Source organism: Saccharopolyspora rhizosphaerae (genome assembly GCF_003931915.1).
Taxonomy (GTDB): Bacteria; Actinomycetota; Actinomycetes; order Mycobacteriales; family Pseudonocardiaceae; genus Saccharopolyspora; species Saccharopolyspora rhizosphaerae.
Genome location: NZ_RSAA01000017.1, coordinates 105,422 through 117,055 on the forward strand (window position 1 = coordinate 105,422; position 11,634 = coordinate 117,055).

At 70.3% G+C, this 11,634-nt stretch carries 9 protein-coding genes; 5 read left to right on the forward strand and 4 right to left on the reverse strand.

Annotated features, from left to right (window positions below; all coding sequences use genetic code 11):
* Positions 1-194 precede the first annotated feature (194 nt).
* Together EIL87_RS18635 and EIL87_RS18640 are read left to right on the forward strand one after the other, a co-directional pair.
* Positions 195-2,540 (forward strand): molybdopterin cofactor-binding domain-containing protein, encoded by a 2,346-nt coding sequence (locus EIL87_RS18635; protein ID WP_125091841.1) that lies wholly within the window; start codon positions 195-197, stop codon positions 2,538-2,540.
* Positions 2,541-2,558: 18 nt separating this feature from the next.
* Positions 2,559-3,035, forward strand: coding sequence for a (2Fe-2S)-binding protein (locus EIL87_RS18640; protein WP_125091842.1), 477 nt, complete (start codon positions 2,559-2,561; stop codon positions 3,033-3,035).
* Positions 3,036-3,455: 420 nt separating this feature from the next.
* On the opposite strand, the gene EIL87_RS18645 is transcribed toward EIL87_RS18640, so the two are convergent.
* Together EIL87_RS18645 and EIL87_RS18650 are read right to left on the reverse strand one after the other, a co-directional pair.
* Positions 3,456-4,895, reverse strand: coding sequence for an Nramp family divalent metal transporter (locus tag EIL87_RS18645; protein WP_125091843.1), 1,440 nt, complete (start codon positions 4,893-4,895; stop codon positions 3,456-3,458).
* A gap of 97 nt (positions 4,896-4,992) precedes the next feature.
* The gene (locus EIL87_RS18650) at positions 4,993-6,249 is read right to left on the reverse strand and encodes an MFS transporter (RefSeq protein WP_199740500.1); all 1,257 of its coding nucleotides are present in this window, start codon (positions 6,247-6,249) and stop codon (positions 4,993-4,995) included.
* A gap of 350 nt (positions 6,250-6,599) precedes the next feature.
* Here EIL87_RS18650 and EIL87_RS18655 point away from each other — a divergent pair, with 350 nt between their 5' ends.
* Complete coding sequence (locus EIL87_RS18655) at positions 6,600-8,591, forward strand: S9 family peptidase (RefSeq protein ID WP_125091844.1); 1,992 nt, start codon at positions 6,600-6,602, stop codon at positions 8,589-8,591.
* Between the two features lie 130 nt (positions 8,592-8,721).
* Here the strand turns inward: EIL87_RS18655 and EIL87_RS18660 are convergent, their stop codons facing one another.
* Positions 8,722-9,585: a hypothetical protein gene (locus EIL87_RS18660; protein WP_125091845.1), complete on the reverse strand. Its 864-nt coding sequence runs from the start codon at positions 9,583-9,585 to the stop codon at positions 8,722-8,724.
* A 79-nt stretch (positions 9,586-9,664) separates the two neighbouring features.
* On the opposite strand from EIL87_RS18660, the gene EIL87_RS18665 reads away from it, so the two are divergent.
* Both EIL87_RS18665 and EIL87_RS18670 read left to right on the forward strand, forming a co-directional pair.
* Positions 9,665-9,847 carry a PspC domain-containing protein gene (locus EIL87_RS18665; protein ID WP_125091846.1) on the forward strand — a complete coding sequence of 61 codons (183 nt, stop codon included), beginning with the start codon at positions 9,665-9,667 and terminating at the stop codon, positions 9,845-9,847.
* 52 nt (positions 9,848-9,899) lie between these two features.
* Positions 9,900-10,868 carry an LLM class flavin-dependent oxidoreductase gene (locus EIL87_RS18670; RefSeq protein WP_125091847.1) on the forward strand — a complete coding sequence of 323 codons (969 nt, stop codon included), beginning with the start codon at positions 9,900-9,902 and terminating at the stop codon, positions 10,866-10,868.
* Positions 10,869-10,875: 7 nt separating this feature from the next.
* Here EIL87_RS18670 and ehuA read toward each other — a convergent pair whose 3' ends face one another.
* Complete coding sequence (ehuA, locus tag EIL87_RS18675) at positions 10,876-11,631, reverse strand: ectoine/hydroxyectoine ABC transporter ATP-binding protein EhuA (RefSeq protein ID WP_125092044.1); 756 nt, start codon at positions 11,629-11,631, stop codon at positions 10,876-10,878.
* Between the last annotated feature and the right edge of the window lie 3 nt (positions 11,632-11,634).

Consider the following 11,634-nt stretch of genomic DNA (forward strand, 5'->3'; position numbering starts at 1 on the left):
GAAACGGACGGCGGACCAAGCACTTCCGCACTTTGACGTGATCGTGATCTTGCTGCAGCGCTGATCCGTTGACCGGTACAACGTTCAACGTTACAGTTCCGCTGCCCGATCGACCTGGATCATCGTCTTCCCAGGTCAAGACCACTGTTCCAGGCCGCAGGCGCCGCGCGTGCGCCCGGCGTGAGGGGAGCGAGATGACGACCGCGGACCGATCTTCACCGCATTCGTCGCAGCCCGCCGGTTCTCCACCCGCCGAGCCCCGCACCGTCGGCCGCCGGGGCTTCCTCGGTTACGTGCTGGCCGCGCCGACGCTGGTGGCCGCCGCCGACCTGAACCTGCGCGCGCCCACCGCCGAAGCACAAGGCCTGCCGCCGGCTCCGTCCCCCGCCATCGCCGAGATCACCGACCTCAGCGACATGCTGGAGTACTCGGCAGCTCCCACGGCCAACCTCATCACCGTCACGGTCAACACCGACGGCACCGTCTCCTTCGAGCTGCCGCGCGCCGAGGTGGGCCAAGGCATCACCACCTCGACCGCGATGCTCATCGCCGAGGAGATGGACGTGCCGGTCGAGCACGTCCACGTCTCGCTCGCCGACGCCCGGCCCGAGCTGGTGTTCAACCAGATCACCGGCGGTTCCGGCACCACGCTGTCGACCTACACGCCGATCCGGGTCGCCGCCGCCGTGGCGCGCGGGAGGCTGCTGCAGGCAGCCGCGATCGAGCTGGAGCAGTCCGTGTCGAGCCTGCGGCTCAAGCAGGGTGTCGTCACCGACCTGCTGGGCAACACCATCGGCATCGGCGATCTCGCGAAGAAGGCCGCGAGCGTGCGCACCGAAGAGGTCCCGGTGCAGCTCAAGCCCGCCGAGGACTTCAGCGTCATCGGCAAGCCGCACAACCGCGTGGACGCGCTCGCCGCGGTGACCGGCACCAAGAAGTTCGCGATGGACCTCACGATCCCGGGCGCGCTGCCGACGATGGTGTGCCGGCCGCCGACGATCAACGGGAAGGTCGGCTCGGTGCGCAACCTCGACGAGGTCGCCACCATGCCCGGGGTCACCGACGTCGTGGCGATCTCCACCGGGGTCGCCGTGCGCGCCCAGACCTTCGGCCAGTGCATCGACGCGGTGCGGGCCTTGGACGTCGACTGGAAGCCCGGCACCGCCGAGGGCAAGTCCGACCAGTCCGTCCTCGCCGAGCTGCGGGCGGCCGAGGCCCCGCTGGTGGCGCCGAAGGGCGAGTCCAGTGTGGAGGGTGACTTCACCTTCCACTTCCGCAGCAACAGCGCGCTGGAGACCAACTGCGCGATCGCGGACGTGCGGCGCGACCGGGCCGAGATCTGGTCGGCGCAGAAGAACCCGATCGTCACCAAGGAGACCATCTCCGCCGAGTACGGCATCCCGCTCGACGCGGTGAAGGTGCACGTCACCGAGGGCGGCGGGTCGTTCGGGCGCAAGCTGTTCAACGACGGCGCGGTGGAGGCCGCGGAGATCTCCCGCAAGCTCGGCAAGCCGGTCAAGCTCATGTGGCACCGCGCCGACGACTCGCGCCAGGGCCGCACCCACCCGATGGCGACCTCACGGGTGCGGGTGGGCGTCTCCGGTGACAACGTGCTCAGCTACGAGCAGCGGCACACCAGCGTCTTCACCGACTTCAGCCACGGCTTCGGCGAGATCATCACCGCCAGCGCGGCGAAGCTGCCGGTCATGGACGCGTCGTTCTCGCAGACCATCTTCACGTTCACCCAGAACATGCCCTACGGGTTCGGGGCGACCACGCAGCTGCTCAACGAGACCGACAAGGGTTTCAACACCGGCAGCATGCGCAACATCTACTCCCCCGACGTCACCACCGCGCGCGAGCTGATCGTCGACCAGCTGGCGGCGAAGATGGGCGAGGACCCCTACCGGTTCCGCCAGCGGTTCCTGCAGGAGGAGCGGCTCACCGCCGTGCTGGACCAGGTCGCCGAGGCCGGCCGGTGGGGCCGGTCGATGCCGGCCGGGACCGCGCAGGGCATCGCGGTGCACTCCGAGTACCGGTCGACGATCGCGACGCTGGTGGAGGTCGACTGCACGCCGGAGACGGTGAACCGGCCGATCCGCGACGGCGTGGCCGGACCACGGGTCACCAAGGCGGTGTGCGCGGTGGACATCGGTCTCGCGGTCAACCCGCGCGGCTTGGAGGCCCAGGTCATGGGCGGCATCAACGACGGCATCGCCAACGCGCTGACCTCCAGCCTGCACCTGACCGACGGGCACTTCCTGGAAGCCAGCTGGGACAACTACTTCTACACCCGGCAGTGGAACTCGCCGCCGGAGCTGGAGATCATCATCATGCCGCCGACGACCGGCAAGCCCGGTGGCGCCGGCGAGCTCGGAGTCGCCTCGGCCCAGGCGGCGGTGGCCTGCGCCTACGCCCGCGCGACCGGGTCGATGCCGACGAGCTTCCCGATCAACCACGGGACGCTGTCGTTCGAGCCGAAGCCGAACGTCCCGCCGATCCCGCAGTCGCCCACCGACGGCCTGCGCCACGCGCAGTGACGACCTGGAGGAATCCCCGTGCCTGAGCACACCTTTCGACTCAACGGCGAGCAGGTCACCGTCGACGTCGCCGACGACGTGCGGGTGCTGTGGGTGCTGCGCGACCTGCTGGGCGTGACCGGGCCGAAGTACGGCTGCGGGATCAACGTCTGCAAGGCCTGCACCAGCCACATCAACGGCAAGGCGTTCAACCCCTGCTCGGTCCCGGTCGGCGACCTCTCCGCCGAGGACGAGGTCACCACGATCGAGGGCCTGCCCGCCACGGTCGACTCCGAGCTGCACCCGATGCAGGAGGCGTGGCTGGAGCAGGACGTGGCGCAGTGCGGCTACTGCCAGCCGGGCCAGATCATGGCCGCGGTGGCCCTGGTGCGCCGCGCCTCGGAGGAGGGACGCCAGATCACCGAGGCCGACCTCGACTCGCTCCGCAACATCTGCCGCTGCGGCACGTACTTCCGCATCCGCGAAGCCATCAAGTCCGGCGCCGCCACGATGTGACCTCACCGCGCACGACCCGCCGCGACCGCGCTCCCGAGGCCCGCAGGGGGCTCCTCGGAGCGGTCGCGGTGTCGTGCCGTCGGGCGTCGTGGGGACTCCTGCGCCACGTCACAGCCGTGGCCGGGGCTGGACACGGCTCGCCCCGCGCCCCGGGCGCGCAGACAGGCGCCACCACAGGTGGGCGCGGTATCCTGGACGTGCCGGCGGGCGCTCCGCGCTGGCACGTGGAGCATTCGATCCCCGCACGGCGGAGCCTCCGGTCCGAGCGACCGGAGGCTTCCGCTTCAGACGCTCCCGGACACGGGGCTCACCCTCACCGTCCCGAGCGGCTCCGTGGCGCCGCGACGCCTGAGATGGAACAGGCTCGGCGCACGAGGTCCACGAAGCCGCTCAGGTCCCGCTACCGGGCGGTTGACGAGATCATCCGCCGAGGAGCTTGTCGATCTGCTGGTGGACGGTGAGCACCGCCAGCACGCCGAACAGGATGATCGACCAGATCAGCGCGCCGAGGCGAACGCCGGAGATGCGGATCTGGGCGGGCAGCATCTTGCGGTTGATGGCGATGAGCAGGCCGGAGTAGATGAACATCATGAGCCCGCCGGTGCAGGCGGCGATGGTGGCCAGCAGCAGCGGCTGCCCCATGCCCGCGACGATCACCACGGTGCCGATGATGCACAGGCCCCACACCAGGACCGCGTAGATCTTGCTCTCCGAGGCGTCCGGGAAGTAGCTCGTCTTGAGCACGTCGGCGGCCAGGCGGCTGGTGTAGTCGACGATGCCCAACGCCGCCGCGAACAACGAGAACGCGCCCACGACCCAGAAGAAGTAGCCGAACCAGCCGCCGGCCGTGGCCGACATCTTCTCGCCCTCGACACGCAGGAACGACACGTCGTTCTCCAGGCCCGGGTGACCGAAGACGGTGCCGTAGGCCAGCAACGACATGAACATGATGGACAGGAACGTGATGGCCACGAAGGTCATCAGCTGCTCCTTGTTGGCGAAGCGCCACCAGGCCTTCCAGCGGTCCAGGTTCTCGTCGGTGGCCGGGAAGATGAAGCCGGCCTGTCCGCGCGCCTCGGCCTGACCGGTCAGCGGGGAGACGATCTTCGGGACGTAGTGCCCCATCCCGAAGCCCTTGTCGCGGATCCAGTTGCTCTGCACGAGGTTCTGGCCGCCACCGGCACCGGCGAAGGCGAGCGCGCCCATCAGCACGGCGAAACCGAGCTCGGCAGCCGGGAACCCGGGTTCGGTGACCACGGTCGGCAGTGCCTGCCAGGTCTCGGCGCCGATGACGAACAGGCAGCCGATCGCGATGAGCAGCACGACCGCGGCGACCTTGAGCATCTCCGCGCGCTCCAGCGCGGTGTACACGGCCGGCGCCAGGGTGAGGATCAGCGCCACCAGCACCAAGATCCCCACGGCCACGACGGACTTGTCGCCGCCGACCGCGTAGGTGATCAGCGTCGCCGAACTCGTCGCCCACGCGGGCCAGAGGTTGGCGAAGTAGGCCATGATCGCGAACACCAGGCCCCAGTGCTTCCACAGCCGGCTGAAGCCGGTCACCGCGGTCTCACCGGTGGCCAGGGTGTAGCGCTCGATCTCCATGTTCAGGAAGTACTGCGTGATCAAGCCCAGCAGCGCCGCCCACACGAAGGTCAGCCCGACCTGCGAGGTGATGTAGGGGAAGAGGATGAACTCACCGCTGGCCAGGCCGACACCGGCGGCGACGATGCCAGGTCCGATCAGCCGCCACTGGTTGCGCGGCGGTTCCGGCAGGTCGCGCACCTGCGGTTGCGGGATGTACTTGTCGGGGAACGCCTTCGCCGGGCTCACCGAGCTCGCCTCGTTGCGATCTGCCATCGTCGGCACCCTTGCTCGTGGTTGTGCTTGTCGTACGAAGAGGGGCCAACGTAAGCGCCCGAACAGCACTCGGGCCGAAAAGTAATCTTTTCGTCGCTTACGTCGTTCTTTCCGCGACCTCGTGGAGGTCGGGGGTGCCCACGGGCTTCGCGACCAGGAAGGCGTAGCTGAGCGCGGCGAGGATCGCGATGCCGCTGGCCGCCAGCAGCGCCACCACGAAAGAACCGGTCTCCTCGACGAGGATGCCGGTGATCAGCGGCGCGAAGGCGCCGCCGAAGTAGCCGCCGAAGTTCTGCAGGCTGCCCAGCGACGCGGTGATCCGCTCGCTACCCGCTGTGGCCGCCAGCGACCAGGCTCCGGCGCTCGCGGAGTTCATGAAGAACTGCGCCAGCGAGATGCACACCAGCGCCAGCGTGGTGCTGGGGGTGAGCGCCACGGGGATCGTGCACAGCCCGCCGACGAGCAGTCCCGTGCAGATCGGGATCTTCCGCGCCAGCATGGTCGGAACTCCTCGCCGCACCAGGAGATCTCCGAAGCCACCACCGGCGAGCATGCCCAGCGTTCCGGCCAGGTACGGAACGATCAGCGCGATCCCGGTGTCGGCGACGCTGAGCCCGCGCTCGCTCTCGAGGTAGGCCGGCAACCACGTCAGGTAGAGGTAGATGGAGTAGATGACGCCGGTGAAGCCCAGCACCATGCCCCAGGTCGTGCGGTGCCGCAGCAGGCCCGCCCACTCCCGGACCGACACCGGCACCGGCCGCTCCTCGTCGGTCGACGGCGCCCGGTCGCGGTGGACGCCGAACCAGACCAGCGCGAGCACGATGCCGACCGCACCGGCCACGACGAACATGGTCCGCCACCCGTAGGCCAGCATCAGCCAGGTCAGCAGCGGTGGCGCGATCGCGGGCGCGATGGTGGAGGCGGCGTTGAACAACCCGACGGGAAACCCGCGCGATGCGCGCGGCCACCACTGGGAGACCACCTTCGCCCCTCCGGGGAACGCCGGCGCTTCACCGAGCCCGAGGACGACCCTGCCGAGCAGCATCTGCTTGAAGTTCGCCGCCAGGCCGCAGAACGCCTGCGCCACCGACCACAGCAGCAGCCCTCCACCGAGCACCCGCCGCGCCCCGAACCGGTCGAGCAGTCCCCCGGCGGGCAGCTGGGCGAACGCGTACGCCCAGGAGAACACCGACAGCAGCAAGCCCATCTCGGCCGGACCGATGCCGAAGTCCTGCTGCACGCTGTGGTTGGCGATGGCCAGCGTGCTGCGGTCGACGTAGTTGACGATGCCGATCAGCAGCAGCATCACCATCAGCACGACCCGCATCCGCCGGATGCCCGCTGGCGCTCCCACGCTCCACCTCCACGACGAAGTTGTGGCGCGACACTAAGCACCCGAACACGACCCCAGGACACGTTCGAGTCACCGTTTTCCACCGAATTCCCCGAGCCGGCAAGGCTTTTTGTGGACGTTCACGACATACCGGACAACGTTCGGTTCCCTGCGGCTCCACGCACCGACGCTCCTACCGCAGACCTCCGGGATCGGGAGGGTGCGGCTCGACAGGTCGGTGTTCGTCACGTAGACCAGGGTTCTGAGCTGCAGGTCCGGCCTGCAGGCCGGACCTGTCGGCCGAGGGCCGGAGATCCACCACGGTTCAGATCGTCGTTCCGGGCGCCGAGGGCAGCCCGCGGAGGAGGACCATGTCGAAGGCATCGCTGGGGTACGGGTCGTGGCCCACACCGGTGACCTCGGAACTCGTGACGAGAGCGGCGACGGGGTTCGGGTCCGTCGCCGCCTACGACGCGCCGGGTGGCAGCGGCATCGTGTGGTCGGAGAGCCGGCCGGACGAGGGTGGCCGGACCCAGCTGGTACGCCTGACCTCGGACGGGGTCCGCTGCGAGCTTCTGCCCGCCGAGGCCAACGCCCGCACCGCGGTCCACGAGTACGGCGGCGGGGCGTGGTGGCTGCACCCCGGCGACCCGGAGAGCGTCTGGTACGTCGACTGGGCCGACCAGCGCGTGCGCCTGCAGCGGCGCGACGGCGAGGCCGTCGCCCTCACCCCGGAGCCGGAGGTGCCGCGCGGTGACCGCTACGCCGACGGCGACGTCGCGCACAGCGGCAGGTTCGTGGTCGCCGTCCGCGAGCACCACCCCTCCGCCGGGTGCCCGGCCCGCGAGGTCCGCAACGAGGTCGTTCGGCTCGACGCCTACGCGGCCTCCACGCCCGAGGTGCTGGTCAGCGGCCACGACTTCGTCGCCGCCCCTCGCCTGTCGACCGACGATTCCCGGCTCGCCTGGATCAGCTGGGAGCACCCCTCGATGCCGTGGGACGACACGGTGCTGCGGGTGCGTGACCTGGCCACCGGGGCCGAGGAGGTCGTCGCGGGCGGCCCGGGCGAGTCGGTCTCCGAACCGCAGTGGCACCCGGACGGCTCGCTGACCTTCCTCTCCGACCGCACCGGGTGGTGGAACCTCTACCGGTGGCGGCCCGGCGCCGCGGTGGAGGCCCTCGTCGAGGTCGACGCCGAGATCGGCGTGCCGGGCTGGCAGCTGGGCGGGTCCCGGTACGCCGTCCTCCCGGACGGCCGGATCGTGTTCGCCGCCGTCCGTGACGGGTTCGACCGCTTGGCGGTGCGCGAGACGACCGGCGAGATCACCGAGCTGGACCTGCCGTTCTCGGTGTTCCGGTCCGTCCGACCGGACGCTTCGGGCACGGTCGTGTTCATCGCGGGCAGTCCAGCGGAGGAGTTCGGCGTGCACCGGGTGGTTCCCTCGCCGGAAGCCACCGCGCAGACGGCGCGGGCCCCGCGCGATCTCGGCCTCGACCGGGAGTTGTTCGCGCGCCCGGAGAGCTTCGCGTTCCCGTCGGTGGACGCCGGAGGAGCTCCGCGCACCGGACACGCGCTCTACTACCCGCCGACGGGAACGCACACCGCTCCGGAAGGGGAACTGCCACCGCTGCTGGTGACGATCCACGGTGGACCGACGTCGATGGCGCAGCCGGTCCTCAACGTCGGCGTGCAGTACTGGACGAGCCGTGGTGTCGGCGTCGTCGACGTCAACTACGGCGGTTCGACCGGCTACGGTCGCGCCTACCGCGAACAGCTCCACGGCGCGTGGGGTGTCGTCGACGTCGCCGACTGCACGGCTGCCGCACGAGCCTTGGCCGAAGCCGGGCGCGTCGACCCGGACCGCATGGCGATCCGCGGTGGTTCAGCCGGCGGGTTCACCACGCTGGCGGCGCTGGCACGGCCGGACACGCCTTTCTCCGCCGGCGCCGACCACTTCGGCGTGGCCGACCTGGAGGCCCTCGTGCAGGAGACCCACAAGTTCGAGTCGCAGTACCTGCACCGGCTCATCGGGCAGTACCCGCAGGACCGTGAAACCTTCGTGCAACGCTCGCCCATCACGCACGTCGACCAGCTCCGCACGCCCTTGGTCGTGCTGCAGGGCGGTGAAGACGTCGTCGTGCCGCCGAACCAGTCCGAGCTGATCGTCGAAGCCGTGCGCGAGCGCGGAGTTCCCGTCGCCTACCTGCTCTTCCCGGACGAGCAGCACGGTTTCCGCCGCACCGAGAACATCCGCCGCGCGCTGGACGCCGAGCTCTACTTCTACTCCCGCGTGTTCGGCTTCGACCTCCCCGAAGACGAGGGGATCGCACCGATCGAGATCGACAACCTCGATCAGAGCTAGGACCTTCGGAACGGATTCGTGCCGATCACCGCCGTGACGCCGCGTGTCCGCAGGAGGCGGAGCCGCGGAGCTTCCCGTCCGGGTCTCCGCTACCCGCTTCGCCACGCGCCGCACTCCCTCCGCGAAGACCTCACGAACGCTCGTCGAGGGCTTTGGTGGCCTGGTCCCTGGCCTTGCTCGCGCGCTCGTGCTCGTGGCGGGCGGTCTTGGTCTCGCGGCGGCGCTCCTTGAGCTCGGACTCGGCCTCGGCGAGCTCCTCCCGCAGTCGTTCGCAGCGCTCCTGGGCCTCCTGCTCCGCCCGTTCGGCCTTGCGGAGGTCTTCTGCGGTCTCGTCGAGCCGGTTCGAGGCCCGGCTGAGGTGGTCGCGCAGTTCGACGAGCTCGGCCTCGCCGGTGTCCCCGTCCTCCTCGCGCCGCTTCGAGCGGGACCTCCTGGTCTTCGCACCGGACCCGCCGGTCTTCGAGCGGGACTTCCCGGCCCCGTTGCCGGCTTGCCTGCGGACCGCCGCGACGGCGAGGTCGTCGAGGCCGAAGCCGCTGTACTCCAGCGGCTTGGTCAGCGTCGCCTCCTCGACCTGGCGAGCGGCCTCGGGGTCGGAGAGGGCCGCGGTGAGGGTCTGCGTGATCTGCTCGCGGCCGCTCTCAGCGATCTTCTGCCCGCGCTCGGCGGCGAGGTCGACCGCCAGGCCGGTGAGCCGGTCGAGCAGTCTGGTGCGTTCGGCGGCGAGCTCGCGGAGCTCGTCACCGCGCAGTTCGCGCTGAGCGCTGCGCAGCCGCTCCCCGAGGTCGAGCAGGGCGCGCAACTCGTCGTGCTCGCGGTCGGCCAGCAGGTTGACCGCCCAGGCGGCGGTGGTGGGTTTGCGCAGCTTCTTGATGTGCCGGGCCAGTTCGGCGTCACCGGATTCCTTGGCGCGCGCGGCGGCCTCGTCGCGTGCGGTGACGAACCCCACCGGATCACCGGTGAGCAAATCGCGCGACACTTCCCGCAGGTCCACTCCCCCAACCTGCCATCGAGCCGGTGCTCGCGCGAGGCGCGCGTTGGCGAGATCGTCGGCACGCGGGCAGGCTGGGGACATGACGGCATTGGAGCGTCCTCGCAACGGAAAGATGATCGCCGGAGTCTGCGCCGGCCTCGCCCACCGGTTCGGTCTGCCGGTGTTCTTGGTGCGGCTTGCCTTCGTGCTCTCCTGCATCCTGCCGGGCCCGCAGTTCGTGGTCTACATCGCGCTGTGGATCTTGCTTCCCAAGGCCCGGTGAAGCTCGTGCGCGCCTGCCGGAATCTCTGGTTCCGGCAGGCGTTGCAGTTGACGTGAGTCCTCGTCTGTCCGTGCTCGACCGCTCGCACCTCCGCGTCGGCGGCAACGCCCAGGACGCGCTGCGGGAGACGGTGCGCTTCGCGCAGGAGGTCGAGCGCCTCGGCTACCACCGGTTCTGGGTCGCCGAGCACCACGGCGTGCCCGGTGTCGCCGGAGCCGCCCCCACCGTCCTCGCCTCGGCCGTCGCCGCGGCGACCAGCCGCATCCGGGTGGGCTCCGGCGGGGTCATGCTGCCCAACCACCAGCCGTTGGTGGTCGCCGAGCAGTTCGGCGTGCTGGCCTCCCTGTTCGGCGACCGCGTCGACGTGGGCCTGGGCCGGTCGCTGGGTTTCACCGGCGCCATCCGCAAGGCGCTCGCCGCCGAGGACGCGAGCCGCTTCACCGAGCAGCTGGCCGACCTGCTGGCCTACCTCGACGGCGGCATCGGGGGCGTGCACGCGGTCCCGGCCGAAGGGCTCGACCTGCCGGTGTTCGTGCTGGCCACCCGCAACGCCACCAGCGCAGCCGAGCTCGGTCTGCCGCTGGTCATCGCCTCACCGCTGGGCGAGCAGCAGGTGCTGCGCACGATCGACGACTACCGGCAGAACTTCCGCCCCTCCCGTCGCGCCGAAGAGCCGTACGTGGTGCTCGCGCGCTCCGTCGCGGTCGCCGACACCACGGAGGACGCCCGCCGCCTGCTCGTCCCGGAGGCGTGGGCCGGGGTGTGGTCGCGCACCCGAGGCGAGTTCCCGCCGCTGGAGGATCCGGACCGCGTCCTCGCCCGCGAGATGACCGACCGCGAGCGCACCCACTTCACCCGAGCTGTGCGCGGCCACACCTACGGCACCCCGGACGACGTGGCGCCGGCCCTCGAAGACCTCCTCGCCACGACGGCGGCCGACGAACTCCTGGTGACCACGACGGGCCACGACCAGGACGAGCGTCTCCGCTCCTACCGCCTGCTCGCCGAGCTGACCGCCTGAGCGGCGGTCACTTGCGCTCGAGGACGGCCTTGAGGAAGCGCCGGGTCCGCTCGTGCTGGGGGTGCTGGAGGATCTGGGCCGGTGGCCCGGACTCGATCACCGACCCGGAGTCGAACATCAGCACCCGGTCGGAGATCTCCTCCGCGAAGCGCATCTCGTGGGTGACCAGCAGCATCGTCATGGCCGTGGTGTGCGCGAGGTCGCGGATGACCGCGAGGACCTCGCCGATGAGCTCCGGGTCGAGCGCGGAGGTGACCTCGTCGAAGAGCATCACCTTCGGGCGCATCGCCAGCGCGCGGGCGATCGCGACGCGCTGCTGCTGACCGCCGGAGAGCTGGCCCGGCTTGTGCGACATGTGCTTCTCCAGGCCGACCAGCTGCAGCAGGTCGACGGCGCGCTGCCCAGCCTCCTCGCGGCCCATGCCCAGCACCCGCACCGGTGAGAGGGTGACGTTGTCCAGCACGGTCATGTGGGGGAACAGGTTGAAGTGCTGGAAGACCATGCCGATCTTGCGCCGCACCTCGGCTTGCTTCTTCAGATCCGTCCGGGCACCCTCGCGGCAGTCCCACAGCGGCTCGCCGTCGACCTCGACCAGCCCGGTGTCCGGGCTCTCCAAGGTCATCAGCAGCCGCAGGATGGTGGTCTTGCCGGAACCGCTCGGCCCGATGATCGACACCTTCTCCCCCGGCGCCACGGTCACGTCGAGGTCGCGCAGCACGTGGTTGTCCCCGAAGGACTTCCCCACGCCTGCGAAGGAGATCATCGC

Bases quoted from the DNA above. Each gene is read 5' to 3' on its own strand.
- EIL87_RS18635 (WP_125091841.1), top strand. From the start codon at position 195: ATGACGACCGCGGACCGATCTTCACCGCATTCGTCGCAGCCCGCCGGT.
- EIL87_RS18665 (WP_125091846.1), top strand. From the start codon at position 9,665: ATGACGGCATTGGAGCGTCCTCGCAACGGAAAGATGATCGCCGGAGTC.
- EIL87_RS18645 (WP_125091843.1), bottom strand. From the start codon at position 4,895: ATGGCAGATCGCAACGAGGCGAGCTCGGTGAGCCCGGCGAAGGCGTTC.
- ehuA (WP_125092044.1), bottom strand. From the start codon at position 11,631: ATGATCTCCTTCGCAGGCGTGGGGAAGTCCTTCGGGGACAACCACGTG.
- EIL87_RS18655 (WP_125091844.1), top strand. From the start codon at position 6,600: ATGTCGAAGGCATCGCTGGGGTACGGGTCGTGGCCCACACCGGTGACC.